This window comes from Marinimicrobium sp. LS-A18 (assembly GCF_000463525.1).
Taxonomy (GTDB): Bacteria; Pseudomonadota; Gammaproteobacteria; order Pseudomonadales; family Cellvibrionaceae; genus Marinimicrobium; species Marinimicrobium koreense.
In genome coordinates this window covers 588363-606975 of sequence record NZ_AWEP01000006.1, presented here as the reverse complement: position 1 = coordinate 606975, position 18613 = coordinate 588363, and the positions used below count along the sequence as shown (strand labels likewise).

Genomic DNA, 18613 nt, shown 5'->3' with positions numbered 1-18613 from the left:
GGAATCCATCTACTTCTCATTGAATATCGTCGATACACTTCTTGGCGATCATTTGAGGGCGTAGCTCTAAGAAACAGACAGGCATTGACATTCAGGCTCACGCACTGCATCTCTACCAAAATCGAGATACCGAAATTGATGTGCACAATGAATCAACGCTCATCTGCGCACCACCCTTCGATCTGATCGGCTGGGCTTATCTGTTTTTTCTTATACCCTTTAAAATTCCTGGGCAGGTAGCACCTTAAGATGGACACATACTGTTGTATTTTTTGCTTTTTCTTGAGACGTTCGCCGACGACTGTTCCTAACCCTATTAGGTATACCCTTTTGAAATAAGCAAAAATGCTATTAATTCCAACCTAATTAGCAGCTCGGCGCCTGAAGACATTTTGTGGTTTTCGGGGTAAACACCATTTTCAGAGTTTTCTACTGATACGAGGTCATCAATACCGTTTGATTTCAAAAGAGTCTCATATGAAAGATTGGGAGGACGCAAACGAGTGGTTCATGCAGCGGAACGCGAGCAACTCTCCAAGAATCTCGACAGGGAAGACGTCAAAACTCAACAGAAACACTGCGGCGTGAATGCCGAGCGGGCACTGGCGCCCGATTGCCTTCGGTTCGGCCTGGCCCTGTCGACGCTCGAAGCGGAGGCGAACGAGCGTTGAATCATATCCGGGCGGAGCTGGTATAATGTGAGACTTTTAACTGGTGTCGGCCCCCATGTCTCGCTCACGCTACGAAAAATTCAAACAGGTCCTGCGCCAGCGTCAGCACGATATGACGCTGCTGACCGATCAGGTTCACAAAGCCCAGAATATTTCCGCCATGCTGCGCACCGCTGATGCAGTGGGGATGCCGGAGATTCACATGGTTCAGCCCAGCCGGGGCCGGCTGGTGTACCACCACACCGCCGGGGGCAGCGGGCGCTTTACCGGTACCGTCGTCCACCCGGACATTCAGACCGGCATGGGTGTGCTTCGGGACAAGGGCTTCAAGCTATACGCCGCGCACTGGTCCGACCGCGCCATGCACTACCGGGAGGCCGACTACACACAGCCCTTCGCGCTGGTGATGGGGGCTGAAAAAGAAGGCCTGAGTGACTACGCCGCCGAGCAGGCCGACGAGCACCTGACCATTCCGATCATTGGCATGGTGGAGAGTTACAACGTGAGTGTGGCTGCCGCAATCATTCTGCAGGAGGCCATGCACCAACGTCAGCAGCGGGGTATGTACGATCGCGAACTGGACGAGTGGGATCCGGCGGTGCGGGAGATTCTGTTTCGCTGGATGCACCCGCAGATGGTCCGCTATTGCGAGCGCTACGGACTGCCCTTCCCGGACATGGATGAAGACGGCGATATGATTCCACCCAAAGACGAGCGCTATCGAAGCCCTAAAGGCTAGATGACCGTGCGCAGCATTTCGATGGCCAGCCCCACCAGCAACAGGGCAAACAACCGCTTGAGCCAGGTCACCGGTAGCCGGTGCGCCAACCTGGCACCCACGGGCGCGGTCAGGTAGCTCATGGACGCAATCGCCAGCACGGCGGGCCAATAAACATAGCCCAGGGTATGCGCCGGTAACCCCGGCACCCCCCACCCATTCACCATATACCCGATGGCACCGGCCACGGCGATGGGCAGCCCCACCGCCGCCGAGGTGCCAATGGCTACTGGCAGGCGCACATTGCACCAGGTCAGAAACGGCACGGTCAGGGTGCCGCCACCAATGGCCACCAGCGCCGAGACGCCGCCGATACCCGACGCCACACCGACCAGCCCAGGCCTTCCGGGCAACTGGCGGGAAGGTTCGGGACGACGGTTCAGAATCATCTGCAAGGCGACATAGGCCATGAACACCGAAAAGAAGATCGCTAGCGGTTTCGGGGTCAACCAGGCCGCCAGGAAGGTGGCCGCGAAGGTCCCCACCAACACCCCCGGTGCCATGCGTGCCACCACGGGCCAGAGCACCGCTTTGTGACCGTGATGGGCCCGCAAGCTGGCTACCGCCGTGGGCACAATGGCGGCCATGGACGTGCCCAAAGCCAGGTGCACCAGATGCGCCTCGGGTAGCCCCTGAGCCGCAAACAGCAAGGTGAGTACCGGAACCATCAGGCCACCACCGCCGATGCCGAAGAGGCCGGCCACCAACCCGGTGACCGCCCCCAGCGCCATAAACCCCAGCAACCATTCCAGCATCAATAAGCTCCGGTCATGTCCTCGTACAGAAGCGACGCCATGATAAAGGGCCCGACCGCCTTCGGATCGTCCGCCCGGCGCGGCTCGCTGATGTAATAGTCATAGGTGCCCTCCCGGTATGGATCACCGCCCAACCCGGCAACCGCACAGACCTTGGTGATGCTGATCGTTCCGTCATCGTTATGGCGGATAAATTCATCCACCACTCGCTGATAAGCACTCAGCCCCAAAGCTCGATACCGCTCGTCGATATAACCCTCCTCGCTGCCTTTGAGCAGGAAGTAAGTGAACATGGTTGACGCCGAAGACTCGAGGTAATTACCGTCGCGCCCACCCATATTCACCACCTGCCACCAGACACCCGACTCCGGGTCGCGATGGGTCTCGATGGCGCGGGCCATTTTGTCGGCGATATCCAGAATCACGTCGCGGTCGGGGTGTTGCTCCGGCAGGTCATCAAGTACATCGACAATCGCCATGGCCAGCCAGCCCATGGCCCGCCCCCAGGGCAGCTCAGACAACCCCGTCTCGGAATCCGCCCAACGCTGCTCCCGACTTTCATCCCAGCCGTGATAGAAAAACTGCCCCTCGGCGTTCCAGTGATGTTTCGCCACCAGACGGAACTGATTGATGATGTCATCGTACAGCTCGGGCTCACCATAGGTGGCCGCATACCGGGAAAGAAACGGCGTGCCCATATACAGGCCGTCTAGCCACATCTGATGCGGGTACACTTTTTTGTGCCAGAAGCCGCCCTCACTCGTGCGCGGATGGTCGCGCATCTGATCACGCAATTGCTCGATCGCCAGCCAGTATTTGTCCTCGCCAGTTTCCTGATGAAGTCCGATCAGAAACTTGCCCGGATTCACCCGATCAATGTTGTACAGGCTCTGGTCGTAAGTTCTGATATCGCCGTCGTCGCTGATCATGAAGTCGGCGAAGTCTTCCAAGTAATCGAAAAACCGCTCCTCGCCGGTAGCCCGCCACACGCGTTCGTGGGCGGTCATCATCAGGCCATGGGTGTATTCCCATTTGGGGGTTTCCCGAAAATCGACCATCCAGCCTTCGGGGTTGCGTTCAATGTCGGAGTCGGCCATCCAGACGGATAGCGGTCGGTTGGTGGTTGAAACGGAAGGATTGGTGTTGGTATTGATAGTGCAGGCGTACAGAGCAGCGACGGACAGCAAGACTATGCTGGCCAAACGCCAAAAGGGTTGATAATTCATTGTCTCTCTCCCGGTTTTGGTTTTTGTACCGGGACTATAGCGGGTATGGGGGACGTTTCAAAGAGCTGAAAAACGTTGTCAGAGGGTCCGGTGTCTGTGGGGATAACGTCAGGTTACGGCGGGTGCGCGCTTTGCGCTTACCACGCCCTACGCGAGCAAAGACGAAGAAGCTGGCACGTAGGCGTGCGTGGGGTAAACCCTATGGAGACTCTCGGAGACATGGATGTCGACGAGAAGCCCCCATGGACGGGTTCACGGCGGGTCTCCATAGGGTTTACCCCACGTGCGCCGGACCAGACTATTTCTTCGCGCGCTTACGCTCGTTTTCGGTGAGCAGTTTTTTGCGCAGGCGGATGCTCTCTGGTGTGACTTCCACCAGCTCGTCATCCTCGATGAACTCCAGCGCCTGCTCCAGGGTATGACGAACCGGTGGTGACAGAGTCAGGTTCTCATCGGTGCCGGAGGCACGCACGTTGGTCAGCTGCTTCGCCTTGGTCGGATTCACCACCAGATCATTGTTCCGCGAATGCAGACCAACGATCTGACCTTCATAGACCTCAACGCCAGCGTCAATGAACAGACGGCCGCGATCCTGCAGCGGGTGCAGACCGTAAGCCAGCGTCTTGCCCTTGACCATAGAAACCAACACGCCGTTCTGACGCTTGTGGTCCTCACCCGCTTTGACCGGGCCGTAGTGGTCAAAAATACTGGTCATGATGCCCGAACCGGACGTCAGGGTCAGGAACTGGCCGCGGAAACCGATCAAACCGCGCGAGGGAACCATGAACTCCAACTTCACCCGACCTTTACCGTCCGGCTCCATATTGGTCATTTCCGCTTTGCGCAGGCCCAGCTCTTCCATTACCGCGCCCTGGTGCTGTTCCTCAACGTCGATCACCACCTGCTCGAACGGTTCCTGGATCTGGCCGTCGATTTCCTTCTGGATAACTTCCGGACGGGAAACACCCAGCTCAAAGCCTTCCCGGCGCATGTTTTCAATCAACACCGACAGGTGCAGCTCACCGCGGCCGGAGACCACGAACTTGTCCGGGCTGTCGCCCTGACGGACCCGCAGGGCCACGTTGTGGATCAGCTCCTGATCCAGACGCTCGCGGATGTTGCGCGAGGTGACGAACTTGCCTTCCTTACCGGCGAAGGGCGAGTCGTTGACCTGGAAGGTCATGCTGACAGTGGGCTCGTCCACACTCAATGCGGGCAGCGGATCGACATTCTCCGGGCTGCACAGAGTGTCAGAGATATCCAGACCATCAATACCGGTGATACAGACGATGTCGCCGGCGGTGGCGCGCGTGGTTTCCACCCGCTCCAGGCCGTGATAGCCCATCACCTGCAAGACCTTGGCCTTGCGGGTTTTGCCGTCGGGACGGGCCACAATCACCTGCTGGTTGGGCGAGAGGCTACCGCGGGTAATGCGGCCCACACCGATAACGCCCACATAGCTGTTGTAGTCCAGCGCGGAAACCTGCATCTGGAAATCGCCCTCGATGTCGACATCCGGCGCTTTCACGTTATCGACAATCATCTGGAACAGCGGGGTCATGTCGTCGGCCAGCTCGTCCGGCTCCATGCCCGCCACGCCGTTCAGGGCCGAGGCGTAGATGATCGGGAAATCGAGCTGCTCGTCGGTGGCGCCCAGACGGTCGAAAAGATCGAACACCTGGTCCACGGCCCAGTCGGGACGGGCGCCGGGGCGGTCAACTTTGTTCACTACCACAATCGGGTGCAAGCCTTTTTCAAAGGCCTTGCTGGTCACGAAGCGGGTCTGGGGCATGGGGCCGTCGACGGCGTCCACCAGCAGCAGCACCGAGTCCACCATGGACAGCACCCGCTCGACCTCACCGCCGAAGTCGGCGTGTCCGGGGGTGTCCACGATGTTGATGCGGTAGTCATTCCAACGAATGGCCGTGTTTTTGGCCAGAATGGTAATGCCGCGTTCACGCTCCTGATCGTTGGAATCCATGATCCGCTCGGCGCCTTCGCTGCGTCGGTCCAGGGTGCCGGATTGGGACAGCAGTTTATCGACCAGGGTGGTTTTGCCGTGGTCAACGTGGGCGATAATGGCGATGTTACGCAAATTCTGAATAGCGGATTGGTCTGTCATGAAAACTCTCAGGAGGGAGGACTCTGGAAAAAGGCGGGCATTATACCTGCCAGAAGGCTTCACAGATATGAAAATCGCGGGAAAAATGCGCAAAAAGGCAAAAAAGTCCCGTCAGAGCGCTCCCAAAGGGCCTTAAAGGCCGAACATGCCCTTCTCTTCTTCGCCCGGCGCGATGAACTGGGTGCCGTCTTTGGCGTATTGAAACAGTTCGATGTCCGTTGAGTCGGTGGCGGTAAAGCAGTTGATGAAGGTTTCCAGCGCCACGCCTTCGCGGGTGGAATTGGGGTAGATATCCGCCTCCATGAACACCTTGTACTGATTGTCCCCGCGATCCAGGCGACTGGAAAACCGGTCCACTCGCAGATTGGTCAGCCGACGCCCGAACACCTCCCGGGCATGGGCCGTACAGACCGCCTCGGCATCCGTCAGCGTGGTGTGCCGGTACCGGGCCTCCTCGGCGTCGCGCGAGCCCCACAGCCCCGCGGGAATACCGGTGACGTACAGCGTCGAGCCAACCGAGAGAAGTACCAGCAGACAAGCGATGCCCACCAGCGCCCACTTCTGGCCGGCAGATTCATTTTGGGACCGCGCGCCGGGTCGGGACATGCTCTGACTCTCCTGAGGTGGCCCTACTCCGGCCGATAAACACCAATATTGCGATGGCCTGCATCCATCAGGTGGGCCGCGTGCAGCTGACTCATCACCCCTTTTTCGCAGTACAACAGGTAGCGGCGCTGCGGATCCAGCGTCGCGAACTGGCCATTAAGCCTGAAAAACGGGATTTCCAGCAACTGATCCCCGACCAACGAAAGGGGCTTGAGCCCCGCCTCATCGGGATGGCGGATATCGATGACCACGTCGCCCTCGCCCACCTGCGGCTCAACCGCCACATCCAGCTCCGTCTCACCTGCGTCCACCAGGTGATGTATCGGCGTCTGCGCGCGATCCTCGAGGGCCCGTTCCAACACGGTGAAATCAAAGCGCGCCTCTTCGGACTCCACCCGGTGCAACTTGGCGTTGGTGGTCGGGCGCACCGAGATCACCCCGCAGTACTCCGGCACATTCGCCGAATAGGTTTCGGTACCAATATCCCGGGACAACTGGATGATATCCCGTTTGTCCATGGCGATCAGCGGCCGCAACACCAGGGTATCCGTGGCCCGATCAATGGCGTTCAGATTGGGGATGGTCTGGCTGGACACCTGAGCGACACTCTCACCGGTCACCAGGGCCTTCAGGTCCAGCTCTTCGGCGACCCGGCTGGCGGCGCGCAGCATCATCCGCTTGAGGATCACCCCCATGTAGGCGTTGTCGACCTTTTCCAGAATCTCGGCAACTACCCCTTCAAAGGGCACGGTGACAAACTGAACATTGTGGGAGGCCCCGTACTTCTGCCACAGATAGTAAGACACCTCCTTGACCGCCATCTCGTGGGCGTGGCCACCGAGACTGAAGAAGCAGAAGTGGGTGCGCATGCCCCGCTTCATGGTGAGGTAGCTCGCCACAATCGAGTCGAAGCCACCGGACACCAGAGACAGGACCCCATCGTTCTGAGCGCCCAGGGGATAGCCACCCAGCCCGCGGCGCAAGTTCTCCAGCACAAACAGCCACTGGCGCTTGACCTCCAGCCGCACAGTAATGTCCGGGTCGCGCAGCTTTACACCCGCCGCCTCGGTCTGCTGCAGCAGCCCGCCGCCCACATAGCGCTCGATGTCGGTGGAGCTGAAGTCGTGCTTACCACTGCGCTTGACCCGCACACAGAAGGTCTTGCCCGCCAGGGCCTCGGCCCAGTGAGCTTTGGTCTTGGCCAGAATATCGTCCAGATCCCCCAGGGGGTATGCCTGCACCAACGCGAAGGCGTCGATACCCGGCGTGCGGGCCAGCACATCGGCCACCTGCCGCGTCAACCGCTCGTCAGCCCCGGGCGCCTGCACTTCGACCTTTTCCCAGTCCCGCTTGACCTGAATATCCTCCGACAGCGGCTGCAAAAGCCGACGCAGGTTGTCGCGCAGCTGCTTGATGAAGCGCTTGCGCACCGGCGGGCTCTTGATAATGATTTCGGGAAAAACCTTGACGATAAAATGCATGAACGCCTACTGTTGAAGAACTTGTCTTGCGGGAAAGGCGCGCATTATAAATCATGCGGCCACCCCAAACAAAAAGATCGGTCGCACCACAATGGTGCGCATTGGCGGTTTCGTGCACTATTTTAGATCACGACAACATCCATCTTGGTGCAGAAACCCCGCTGAACGCCCCGATCTGCCGCTTTTGCGCACGATGGCACACATCTTGCCCCTTTATCGCACACTGGCGCTGGCAAGATCGTCACAATCCGATGTAGCCGCCAGCGTGAAAACACGGTTTAATGCACAGGTTTTCTTATCCGTAGCCCCCGGGCTATTCTCAATTGGAGGCATTCAATGTCTAAAAAAACACTGGACCTGATCAAAGAACACGAAGCGCGTTGGGTCGACATGCGCTTTACCGACACTCGCGGTAAAGAGCAGCACGTCACCATCCCCGCCAAAGATGTGGACGAAGACTTCTTTGAAGACGGCAAGATGTTTGATGGCTCTTCCATCAATGGCTGGAAAGGCATCAACGACTCCGACATGATCCTGATGCCGGACGATGAAACGTCCATCATGGACCCTTTCTCTGACAGCCCCACCGTCATTGTGCGCTGTAACATCGTTGAGCCGATGACCATGCAGGGCTATGACCGCGACCCGCGCTCCATCGGTCTGCGCGCTGAAGAGTACCTGAAGTCCACCGGCCTGGGTGACGTTGCCCTGTTTGGCCCGGAGCCCGAATTCTTCGTATTCGACAGTGTTCAGTGGAACGCCACCATGGGCGGCGCTTTCTACAAGATCAACTCCGAAGAAGCGGCCTGGTCTTCCAGCGAAAGCTATGACGGCGGCAACACCGGTCACCGTCCGGGCGTGAAAGGCGGCTACTTCCCGGTACCTCCGGTCGACTCCCTGAACGACCTGCGTGGCGCCATGTGTGACGCCATGGAAGCCATGGGTCTGGAAATTGAAGTTCACCACCACGAAGTGGCGACTGCCGGCCAGTGTGAAATTGGCGTTGGCGCCAACACCCTGGTGAAGAAAGCGGACGAAGTGCAGATCCTGAAGTACTGCGTACACAACGTGGCGCACGCCTTCGGCCAGACCGCCACCTTCATGCCCAAGCCGCTGATCGGTGACAACGGCTCTGGTATGCACGTGCACCAGTCGTTCTCCAAAGACGGCAAGAACCAGTTCGCTGGCGACGGCTATGCCGGCATGAGCGAAACCGCTCTGTACTACATCGGCGGTATCATCAAGCACGCTCGCGCGCTGAACGCCTTCTGTAACGCCTCGACCAACTCGTACAAGCGTCTGGTACCGGGCTTTGAAGCCCCGGTGATGCTGGCTTACTCCGCCCGCAACCGTTCGGCCTCCATCCGGATTCCGTACGTAAACAGCGACAAGGCCCGTCGTATCGAGACCCGCTTCCCCGACCCGACCGCCAACCCCTACCTGGCGTTCGCGGCTCTGTTGATGGCAGGCCTGGACGGTGTACAGAACAAGATCCACCCCGGCGACCCCGCCGACAAGAACCTGTACGACCTGCCGCCGGAAGAAGGCAAGGCGATCCCGACCGTGGCTTCCAGCCTGGAACAGGCTCTGGACGCTCTGGACGAAGACCGCGACTTCCTGAAGGCCGGTGGTGTGTTCACTGACGATGTGATCGACGCCTTCATCGACCTGAAGCGTGAAGAGATCGAGCGCCTGAACATGACCCCGCACCCGGTTGAGTTCGAGCTGTACTACAGCTGTTAATTCGCCGCAGGCGCTAGTTGTTAAAAACCGCTGTAGGCACCAGTTGCTAAGACGCTGTAGGCACTAGCTGCCAATTCGCGGTATAAAAACCGGCTTTCGAGCCGGTGAATGACCAAAAGCCCGTTCAGGTGACTGAACGGGCTTTTGTTTTTATGGGTCCAAGGAGTAAGCTTTACTGTACCCCGCCACCACAAAGGCCGACACGGGACTCCTTTATGCGATCTGCTCTGCTGCTTATCACCCTGATGCTGTTCAGCCTCCTGACAGTGGCCCAACCCATCTACAAAACCGTGGATGAAGAGGGGCGGGTCAGCTACTCGGACAAGCCGCCCCGCGGCGTTCAGAACGATGCTTCCGACGAGCTGCCTCCGGTCAACAATGTCCCCGGGCAGACCACCACACCCCAGCGCCGCGACACCCCCGAAGAGGAAGCCCCCGAGCCGGTGGACTACTCGATTGAAATCGTCTCCCCCCAGCCGGACAGCAGCGTCCCTCCCGGCCAGCGAGACCTGCCCATAGCCGTTCGACTGCAGCCAGCCCTGCAGCCCGGGCACACCCTGGTCTATTACCTGGACGGCGACACCCTTGCCGAAACCCGATCGACCCAGCACATCGTCCGGGAAATCTACCGGGGAACGCATACCGTTCAGGTCGAAATCCTGGATCCTCAAGGTCAGAGCCTGGCAGCGACCGCACCGGTCACCATTCATGTGCACCGACCCAGCGTCATTCCCCGCAGTGGCGGCTAAGCCGCCCCGACGCACCGTTTGATGGCGCGAACGGCAGAGCTTTGCGCCACTAGCACCAATATGGTGCACACCCCTTCAAACTCACCTACACTCCTCTCCGGAAACGCCCAAAAATGGGCCTTTCCTCCGATACGCAGTTGGATTGCTTTTTGCATAGACCTGCCCTGAGGGCGGGCTCCATTTCAGTGCATAGAGCCGCACATCAGCCGCCTTTCTTCAATCAGACCGGGAGTCGATCCGAGAGTGAGTACCGGAGATCTTCACAAACCGCTGCTGGACAGCCTGAGCACCGCCATCATTCTGGTGGACGGCGAGCTGCGGTTGCGCCATATGAACCCCGCCGCCGAGGCCCTGCTCGCCGTCAGTTGCGAGCGAACCCTCGGTGAGCCGCTCACCCAGTTTTTCTTTGAGTCCAGCGAGACCCCCGGACAGCTCAGATCCGCCGCCGAACAGGCTAACCACTACACCAAGCGCCACGCCGAATGGCAGTTGTTGACCGGCGGCCAGATTACCGTGGACTACACGGTCACGCCCTTTGGCGAGGCCTCCGGACTGGTCATCGAAATCCAGCCCATCGACCGCCTCCTGCGCATCAGCCGGGAAGAGATGCTGACCTCCTCGCAGGAGACCACCCGCAATCTGGTGCGTGGCATGGCCCACGAGATCAAAAACCCACTGGGCGGCATTCGCGGCGCAGCGCAGTTGCTGGCCCGGGAGCTGCCCGGTAGCGACCTGCAGGAATACACCGGGGTGATCATTGATGAAGCCGACCGGCTGCGCAATCTGGTGGACCGAATGCTCGGCCCGAACCAGTTGCCCCAGCGCCAGTGGCTGAACATTCACGAAGTGCTCGAGCGGGTGGCAACCATCATCAAGGCCGAGAGCAGCGGTTCTGTGACCCTGACCCGGGATTACGATCCCAGCATCCCGGACCTGAATGCCGATAAAGAGCAGCTGATTCAGGCACTGCTCAACATTGCCCGCAATGCCATGCAGGCACTGCTGGAAAGTGGCACCAAGGCACCGGATATCCGGCTGGTCACCCGAATTCAGCGCCGCTACACCATCGGGCGACACCACCACCCGCTGGTGTGTCGTATCGACATTGTCGACAACGGCCCCGGCATTCCCCAGGACATTCTCAAGAACATTTTTTACCCCATGATTTCCGGCCGGGCCGATGGCACCGGACTGGGGCTGACCATTTCGCAGCATTTGATCCACCAACACCAGGGCCTGATCGAATGCGACAGTGAGCCGGGGCAAACCCGCTTTTCGCTCTACCTACCTATGGAAGCTCAACATGCAGAAGTCTAACCGAGTCTGGATAATCGACGACGACCGATCCATTCGCTGGGTGCTTGAAAAAGCCCTGCAGGGTGCCGGCATTGAGGCGCGGGCCTTCGACTCCGGCGACAGTGCCATCAGCCAGCTGGGGCGGGATGTCCCCGATGCCATCATCAGCGACATCCGGATGCCCGGTATTGATGGCCTGGCACTGCTCAAAGACCTGCACGCCCAACACCCGGACATTCCGATCATCATAATGACCGCCCACTCCGACCTGGACAGCGCGGTAGCGGCTTACCAGGGCGGCGCCTTTGAATACCTGCCCAAACCCTTTGACGTCGACGAAGCGGTAGCGGTAACCCAGCGGGCGCTGGCCCACGCCCAGGAACAGAAGAGCGAGAGCGATGGCAGCGAAACGGTTGAGGTCAACACCGAAATCATCGGTGAAGCGCCGGCCATGCAGGAAGTTTTCCGGGCCATCGGGCGTTTGTCACAATCCAACATCACGGTACTGATCAACGGCCAGTCCGGTACCGGTAAAGAGCTGGTTGCCCATGCCCTGCATCGCCACAGCCCTCGCCGGGAAGAGCCTTTCATCGCGCTGAATATGGCGGCAATTCCCAAGGACCTGATGGAGTCGGAACTGTTCGGCCACGAGAAAGGCGCTTTTACCGGCGCGGCGGCGCAACGTCAGGGCCGCTTTGAGCAGGCCAATGGCGGCACCCTGTTTCTGGACGAAATTGGCGATATGCCCGCCGAAACCCAGACCCGCCTGCTTCGGGTACTGGCCGACGGCGAGTTCTATCGGGTGGGCGGCCACACGCCGGTCAAAGTGGATGTGCGCATCATTGCCGCCACGCACCAGAACCTCGAAACTCTGGTTGCCGACGGTCGCTTTCGCGAAGACCTGTTTCATCGCCTTAACGTCATTCGCATTCACATTCCGAAACTGGCCGACCGTCGGGAAGACATTCCCAAGCTGGCGAAATTTTTTCTGCAGAAAGCCGCCGGCGAACTGGATGTGGACACCAAGATTCTGCTTCCGGAAACTGAAGAATTTTTCTGCGCCCTTTCCTGGCCCGGTAACGTCCGGCAGCTGGAAAACACCTGTCGGTGGATTACCGTCATGGCGTCCGGGCGCGAAGTGCACATCGAAGATCTGCCACCGGAACTGCTTCACCACAAGGAAGACAACGCGCCTGCGGATGACTGGGAAAAAGCTTTGCGTCACTGGGCCGACCAGGCACTGGCACGCGGCCATCACCAGCTATTGAGTGAAGCGGTACCCACGTTTGAGCGCGCGCTGATCGAAACCGCCCTGAAGTACACCGCGGGTCGAAAACGCGATGCGGCCAATCTGTTGGGATGGGGACGGAACACCCTGACCCGCAAACTGAAAGAATTGGATATGGCGGGGGGAGACGATAGCGCTGAACCCTGAAGCAAAGAAAAAGTCATTCTTACCACAATCAACGCCGTCGGGTGATGCATGACACCCGACGTTTAATTCACTCTTGTTGCTTTGTCATACTTATGTAAACGGTACGCAATGATTGCCTCGGGTCATCGCAAAAAAGTCGTAACGGTTACACCCGGTTTATCGTCACGCAACCATTGCAAGCAGCTCTGCCTGTGCTAAAATCCCTTCCCCCTATAAAAACTCACCCAAGCAAACGTCTCCCAAGAAGACGACCAATCGGCACTGGATTCTGCACCCCGCCATTATTTACGGAGTGCGATACCGACACTATTATTAAATAGAGTGAGGCGCGACGCACAAACCGACAAGGCCAACAGAGCTTGCGAAAGACGTCAGAAAAGCGCCCACCAATGAGAGACGAGAGACCGCAATGAGGCACAACCTCATTGTTATCAACCAAAGGAACAGACCGTGCCACACAATGCATTTTACGCGCAGTCCGGCGGCGTGACCGCTGTGATCAATGCGTCGGCTGCCGGCGTTATCGCCGAAGCCAAAGCCCACCCCGACACCATCGGTACGCTTTACGCTGGCCGAGACGGCATCATTGGCGCACTGACCGAAGAGTTGATCGACATCACCGCCGAGTCCGAAAGCGATCTGTCGGCGCTGCTGCACACTCCGTCCGGCGCCTTCGGGTCCTGCCGCTACAAGCTCAAGTCAATCGAGGAACATCGCACCCAGTACGAGCGCCTGATCGAGGTGTTCCGGGCTCACGACATCCGTTACTTTTTCTACAACGGTGGCGGCGACTCCCAGGATACAGCGCACAAAGTCTCACAACTGTCCGAGAAGATGGGCTTTCCCATCACCTGCATTGGTGTGCCCAAAACCATGGACAATGACCTGCCGATCACCGACTGCTGTCCGGGCTTTGGCTCCGTCGCAAAGTATACGGCCGTGTCCATACTGGAGGCGTCATTCGATGTCTCCTCCATGCAGCGCACCTCCACCAAGGTGTTCGTCATGGAAGTCATGGGCCGCCACGCCGGCTGGGTTGCCGCCAGTGCCGGCTTGGCGCGGGACGAGCGGGGCATGGGACCGGACATCATCCTGTTCCCGGAAGTGCCGCTGGATGAATCGCGTTTTCTGGAGCAGGTCGACCGGGTCGTTGCCGAGCGCGGCTTCTGCATGATCGTGGTGTCCGAGGGCGCGAAGGATGCAGCGGGTGAGTTTCTCTCCAGCTTCGGCACCACCGACGCCTTTGGTCATGCCCAGCTCGGTGGCGTTGCCCCCGTCATTGTGAACAAAATCAAACAGCACGCGGGTTACAAATGCCACTGGGCAGTCTGTGACTACCTGCAGCGGGCCGCTCGCCACATCGCCTCACAAACCGATGTGGACCAGGCCTATGAGCTGGGTTGCGCCGCCGTGCGGTACGCGGTCAACGGGGACAATGCGGTCATGCCGGTGGTGGTTCGAGAGAGCGATCAGCCTTACCGTTGGCACATCGACAAGGCGCCCCTGTCCGAGGTGGCCAACGTCGAGAAATGTCTGCCCACCGACTTCATCAGCGACGACGGCTTCCATATTACCGAGAAAGCCCGTCGATACCTGTCGCCCCTCATCGAGGGAGAGGCCTATCCTCCCTATCAGAACGGTCTGCCCGATTATCGGGTACTGAACAAATCCGTGATTCCCAAAAAGTGTGCGGAATTTTACGATCTTTAATTGAATTGATTTTGACAGGGACACCGGTGTTCTTCGGCGAAAGGGGTGAGAGCTTTTGGCCGGAGAAGGTGTCTCTGTCAATTCCCGGGGGGAGCCCAACCTGCCATCACCGATGGCCAACACGATAGAGACGCACTCCAGTGCGCGTATCAACCAACTGAGAGACGAAAGACATGAACGATATCACCAAGCTGCTGGGTGAAGAGGCGGACAGCCTGCTCACTCACCGTTGTGAAAAAATCACTCAGGAACAGCTGACGCTTCCCGGTGCCGATTACGTCAGCCAGACCTTTTCCCAGACCGATCGCCCGATTCCGGTGCTTCGTGCCTATCAGCAACTGCTCAATCACGGCCGTCTGGCCGGCACGGGCTATCTGTCGATCCTGCCGGTGGACCAGGGGATTGAACACTCGGCGGGCGCCTCCTTCGCGCCCAACCCGCTGTACTTCGACCCCAAGAACATTGTCGAACTGGCCATTGAGGGCGGCTGCAACGCGGTGGCCTCGACCCTGGGGGCACTGGGGTCCGTTGCCCGCCAGTACGCCCATCGTATCCCGTTCGTGGTCAAGCTGAACCACAACGATGCCCTGGTCTACCCGACCTCTTACGATCAGACGTTGTTCGGGCAGGTCAAGCAGGCTTACGACATGGGAGCCGTTGCCATCGGCGCCACCATCTATTTCGGTTCGGAGAATTCCCGCCGTCAGTTGCAGGAAATCAGCGCCGCATTCGAACAGGCGCACGAGCTTGGCATGATGACCATTCTCTGGACCTACTTGCGCAACGGTGATTTCAAACAGGATGGGGTTGACTACCATACGGCGGCCGACCTGACCGGGCAGGCCAACCACCTGGGCGTAACCATCAAGGCGGATATCATCAAGCAGAAAATGGCAGAGAACAACGGTGGCTTTAATGCCGTGAAAGTCGGGAAAACCCACCCGAAGGTTTACAGTCATTTATCCAGCGACCACCCGATTGATCTGGTCCGCTACCAGGTGGCCAACTGTTACATGGGTCGGATCGGCCTGATCAACTCCGGCGGTGCATCCACCGGTGCCGGTGATCTCGCTCAGGCGGTGCGCACCTCGGTGATCAACAAGCGTGCCGGCGGCATGGGATTGATTTCCGGCCGCAAGGCGTTTCAGCGTCCCATGAATGAAGGGGTGGAACTGCTGAATGCGATTCAGGATGTGTACCTGGACAAGCGCATCACGATCGCCTAACCACGACGCAGTCGGACATCGACAAAAACGGCAGGGCAGGTATGTCCTGCCGTTTTTGTTGGCAGGACGGAGCTACCGCTCCGGCTCCCAATCTCCCAGAATGGTATCAATCCGGTACTGTTTCACTTCAGATTCGGATAAGTGCCGCCGCCCCTCATGATCGTGAGCACCGGGCCCTTCACTGCCATACTCAAAGAAACGGGAATCTTCCGGGGTGAACAACATCCTGGTGCCGTCCGGAGCGGTACCCCCCATCTTGTCCCACCCCGATTCCTTGATATGTGCCGCCATGTAGCAACCCACGAAAACGGCTTTGCCAATCGCGTCCGGATCGGCATAACGGCCGTCATCGAATGTGGTGGTCGGATGCCAGGGTCGACCCAGCGCGGTCGAGTCATCCGGGACGCCTTCCTCCCGGAGCAGCCGACAGTTGAGAAAGGTAAAACCGAACTCTGACTCGATATCCGTGGAGGGCGCGGTCACATAACCGTGTGTGTCATGCCTGCTCCCACGTGCGGTGGTCACAATATCCGAGTCGGTAAACAAGGCATTACCCGCGCCGAAAATAAAATCCACGTTACCGGCGATGCGCGACTTGTCGAACCAGGCACGTTTGCCGTTCATGTACAGCGTGTCCTGATGCCCGAGAAGCTGAACGTCCCGCGCCAGGATGCGGTCACTGCCCTTGTCCAGGTGCAGTGCGACGGCCTGGGTTCCGCTCACCCTATCCGGGTGATCTTTGGCCAGCGCATCGTTGGCCACAAAGTCAAAGCGGTTCTCGATACTGAGCGAATGGAACTGCACATCGGTGCTGGTCACACTGACCGTATAGCTGCGAAAGGTACCCAGGTTACCACCGTCTCCGTCGGGCCGACCGGCGTAGTCATCGTAGTGAATGCGGGTCTGCTCCATGCCCTCTCCCAACAGGTGGATAAAGGGCTTGTCGATTCTCAGCTTCTCCCGGTATTCACCTGCACGAATCAGAATACGATGGGGCGCGTCGCCCGAATCCGGAGCCGCGTCCAACGCGGCCTGCACCGTCGGGTAGACCGGCAGATCGTCAAACGCGCGTTGCTGTTGATCCACAACGGCGTGTAGATCTCGACGGGCATCACCACAACCAACCACCAGCATCATGGCCAACAATGCAAAGACGAAGGAAACGAGTCTCATAGTGAACATCTCAAAGGGTTTGCACAGACCGGGCCGGGCGAACGCCGCCCGGCCTGACAGGGAGGGCAATTACTCGCCAAAGTGTTCGCGAACCGTCGCCAGTACGCCTTTATCGTAAAACGACGTCAGCCAGCGAGTGGTGGACTCGACAAACACCGGTTCATTGATGAGGTCCGAGCCGAACACTTCCTTGATCAAAACCACCGCTTTGACCATGGCCGCCGGATCACTTTTTGCCGAATCACACGCCGCTCGCAAGGTATCCGCCAACGGATCGGACACCTCAATGGGCTGCCCCTTCTCATCAACGCCAGAGACATAGCGAATCCAGGCGGCAACCCCCAGTGTAATGATGTCGATATGACCAGCACCCTGAAGCTGATCCCGCAAGGTGTGCAGAAGACGTTGAGGCAGCTTCTGTGAGCCGTCCATCGCAATCTGCCAGGTGCGGTGTTTCAGCGATTTGTTGCGAAACCGGTCGCGCAGCTGGCCCTTGTAGAACTCAATATCAAACCCTTCCGGTGCATTGACCGTCTCACCGGCCTCCCGGGCATGGTAGGTTTCCACCATCTTCACGAAGGCCGGTTCGGCCATCACCTCACTGACATAATCAAAGCCGGCGAGATAACCGGAGTACGCCAGGGTCGAGTGGGCACCATTGAGCAGGCGCAGCTTGATCTTCTCGAAAATCTCCACCTCGTCGACCAATTGCGCGCCCACCTTTTCCCAGGCGGGACGACCGTTGGCGAAGTTATCTTCAATGACCCACTGGGTGAACGGCTCGGTAAAAACCGTTCCTTCATCGCGCAGGCCCAACAACTCCTCCACGTGCTGACGATCGTCGTCGGTGGTCGCCGGAACAATCCGGTCGATCATGGTGCAGGGGAAGGTGGTATTGCTACGAATCCACTGTGCCAGTTCGGGCGAGACCTGCTCGGCAAACTGATGCAGCGCCTTTTCCAACACCTGGCCATTATTGGGGAGGTTATCGCAGCTCAGCGCGGTAAAGCTGGGCACGCCGGCTTCCATTCGCGCTTTCAGTGCCGACACCAGATAACCGATGGCCGAACGGGGCTTGTCCAGGTTCTCAAGGTCATGCTGAATATCCGGGTTTTTCAGATTGAGGTTGCCGGTGGCCGGATCGTGGCAATAACCTTTTTCGGTGACCGTCATCGACACGATCTTGATGGCCGGATCGGCCATCACGGCGACCAGCGCCGACGGATCTTCCGGGCCCACCATGACCGACTTCACGGCGCCGACAATCTGCAACTTTTCGCTGTCGCTCGAGCGCTCAACGAGCGTGTACAGACCGTCCTGGGGTGCGAGCTGCTCGCGCACCGTTGGCGAGCGAAGGCTGCACCCGATGATGCCCCAATCCCCGCCAAATTGATTCAGGACCGCTTCGGTATAAAAAGCCTGGTGGGCCCGATGAAAGGCCCCAATGCCCAGGTGGACAATACCGGCTTTCAGCGCCGAGCGATCATAGTTCGGGGTGCTCACGGAAGCGGGCACCTGCCCCAAAGTTTCATTGTTTAAACGTTTCATAACATCACTCTTTCTTTTGGTTGATAGGCAATTGTGAGTCAGGCTCTTCGCCGCTCTATGGCAGCGTTGTCAATCGTACTCACATTGGCAATCT

Annotated in this window: 15 protein-coding genes; 8 read left to right on the top strand and 7 right to left on the bottom strand. The window is 58.7% G+C overall.

Going from position 1 to position 18613, the window contains the following annotated elements; genetic code table 11:
• Window positions 1–503: 503 nt before the first annotated feature.
• Window positions 504–671, top strand: coding sequence for a hypothetical protein (locus N645_RS18205; RefSeq protein WP_193744985.1), 168 nt, complete (start codon window positions 504–506; stop codon window positions 669–671).
• Window positions 672–726: 55 nt separating this feature from the next.
• Window positions 727–1410: a TrmH family RNA methyltransferase gene (locus N645_RS0113900; RefSeq protein WP_024462121.1), complete on the top strand. Its 684-nt coding sequence runs from the start codon at window positions 727–729 to the stop codon at window positions 1408–1410.
• On the opposite strand, the gene N645_RS0113895 is transcribed toward N645_RS0113900, so the two are convergent.
• The 5 genes from N645_RS0113895 to thiI form a co-directional block, all read right to left on the bottom strand.
• Window positions 1407–2204: a sulfite exporter TauE/SafE family protein gene (locus N645_RS0113895; protein ID WP_238559259.1), complete on the bottom strand. Its 798-nt coding sequence runs from the start codon at window positions 2202–2204 to the stop codon at window positions 1407–1409. The genes N645_RS0113900 and N645_RS0113895 overlap by 4 nt on opposite strands.
• On the bottom strand, window positions 2204–3430 hold the full coding sequence (locus tag N645_RS0113890) for a glycoside hydrolase family 105 protein (RefSeq protein WP_024462119.1): 1227 nt from the start codon (window positions 3428–3430) through the stop codon (window positions 2204–2206). Before N645_RS0113890 ends, N645_RS0113895 begins: the two co-directional genes overlap by 1 nt.
• 298 nt (window positions 3431–3728) lie before the next feature.
• Complete coding sequence (gene typA, locus N645_RS0113885) at window positions 3729–5552, bottom strand: translational GTPase TypA (RefSeq protein ID WP_036161415.1); 1824 nt, start codon at window positions 5550–5552, stop codon at window positions 3729–3731.
• A 132-nt stretch (window positions 5553–5684) separates the two neighbouring features.
• A complete protein-coding gene (locus N645_RS17585) occupies window positions 5685–6158 on the bottom strand; it encodes a hypothetical protein (protein WP_024462117.1) in 474 nt (157 codons plus the stop codon).
• Window positions 6159–6181: 23 nt separating this feature from the next.
• The gene (gene thiI / locus N645_RS0113875; RefSeq protein WP_024462116.1) at window positions 6182–7639 is read right to left on the bottom strand and encodes a tRNA uracil 4-sulfurtransferase ThiI; all 1458 of its coding nucleotides are present in this window, start codon (window positions 7637–7639) and stop codon (window positions 6182–6184) included.
• 336 nt (window positions 7640–7975) lie between these two features.
• Here thiI and glnA point away from each other — a divergent pair, with 336 nt between their 5' ends.
• The 6 genes from glnA to N645_RS0113840 all read left to right on the top strand — a co-directional run bounded on the left by glnA (window position 7976) and on the right by N645_RS0113840 (window position 15798).
• Entirely contained in the window at window positions 7976–9382 is a 1407-nt protein-coding gene (gene glnA / locus N645_RS0113870; RefSeq protein WP_024462115.1) for a glutamate--ammonia ligase, read from the top strand.
• A 215-nt stretch (window positions 9383–9597) separates the two neighbouring features.
• A complete protein-coding gene (locus N645_RS0113865) occupies window positions 9598–10131 on the top strand; it encodes a DUF4124 domain-containing protein (RefSeq protein ID WP_024462114.1) in 534 nt (177 codons plus the stop codon).
• Between the two features lie 243 nt (window positions 10132–10374).
• Window positions 10375–11448 carry a nitrogen regulation protein NR(II) gene (glnL, locus tag N645_RS0113855; protein WP_024462113.1) on the top strand — a complete coding sequence of 358 codons (1074 nt, stop codon included), beginning with the start codon at window positions 10375–10377 and terminating at the stop codon, window positions 11446–11448.
• A complete protein-coding gene (gene glnG, locus N645_RS0113850) occupies window positions 11435–12862 on the top strand; it encodes a nitrogen regulation protein NR(I) (protein WP_024462112.1) in 1428 nt (475 codons plus the stop codon). Before glnL ends, glnG begins: the two co-directional genes overlap by 14 nt.
• Before the next feature lie 450 nt (window positions 12863–13312).
• Window positions 13313–14572, top strand: coding sequence for a 6-phosphofructokinase (locus N645_RS0113845; protein WP_024462111.1), 1260 nt, complete (start codon window positions 13313–13315; stop codon window positions 14570–14572).
• Window positions 14573–14745: 173 nt separating this feature from the next.
• A complete protein-coding gene (locus tag N645_RS0113840; protein ID WP_024462110.1) occupies window positions 14746–15798 on the top strand; it encodes a class I fructose-bisphosphate aldolase in 1053 nt (350 codons plus the stop codon).
• Window positions 15799–15870: 72 nt separating this feature from the next.
• Here N645_RS0113840 and N645_RS0113835 read toward each other — a convergent pair whose 3' ends face one another.
• Window positions 15871–16971 (bottom strand): pectinesterase family protein, encoded by a 1101-nt coding sequence (locus N645_RS0113835; protein WP_036161411.1) that lies wholly within the window; start codon window positions 16969–16971, stop codon window positions 15871–15873.
• 69 nt (window positions 16972–17040) lie between these two features.
• Window positions 17041–18519, bottom strand: coding sequence for a mannitol dehydrogenase family protein (locus N645_RS0113830; RefSeq protein WP_024462108.1), 1479 nt, complete (start codon window positions 18517–18519; stop codon window positions 17041–17043).
• Between the last annotated feature and the right edge of the window lie 94 nt (window positions 18520–18613).

Bases quoted from the DNA above. Each gene is read 5' to 3' on its own strand.
- glnG (WP_024462112.1), top strand. From the start codon at position 11,435: ATGCAGAAGTCTAACCGAGTCTGGATAATCGACGACGACCGATCCATT.
- N645_RS0113890 (WP_024462119.1), bottom strand. From the start codon at position 3,430: ATGAATTATCAACCCTTTTGGCGTTTGGCCAGCATAGTCTTGCTGTCC.
- N645_RS0113865 (WP_024462114.1), top strand. From the start codon at position 9,598: ATGCGATCTGCTCTGCTGCTTATCACCCTGATGCTGTTCAGCCTCCTG.
- N645_RS0113830 (WP_024462108.1), bottom strand. From the start codon at position 18,519: ATGAAACGTTTAAACAATGAAACTTTGGGGCAGGTGCCCGCTTCCGTG.
- thiI (WP_024462116.1), bottom strand. From the start codon at position 7,639: ATGCATTTTATCGTCAAGGTTTTTCCCGAAATCATTATCAAGAGCCCG.
- typA (WP_036161415.1), bottom strand. From the start codon at position 5,552: ATGACAGACCAATCCGCTATTCAGAATTTGCGTAACATCGCCATTATC.
- N645_RS0113900 (WP_024462121.1), top strand. From the start codon at position 727: ATGTCTCGCTCACGCTACGAAAAATTCAAACAGGTCCTGCGCCAGCGT.
- N645_RS0113840 (WP_024462110.1), top strand. From the start codon at position 14,746: ATGAACGATATCACCAAGCTGCTGGGTGAAGAGGCGGACAGCCTGCTC.
- glnA (WP_024462115.1), top strand. From the start codon at position 7,976: ATGTCTAAAAAAACACTGGACCTGATCAAAGAACACGAAGCGCGTTGG.
- N645_RS17585 (WP_024462117.1), bottom strand. From the start codon at position 6,158: ATGTCCCGACCCGGCGCGCGGTCCCAAAATGAATCTGCCGGCCAGAAG.
- N645_RS0113895 (WP_238559259.1), bottom strand. From the start codon at position 2,204: ATGCTGGAATGGTTGCTGGGGTTTATGGCGCTGGGGGCGGTCACCGGG.
- N645_RS0113835 (WP_036161411.1), bottom strand. From the start codon at position 16,971: ATGAGACTCGTTTCCTTCGTCTTTGCATTGTTGGCCATGATGCTGGTG.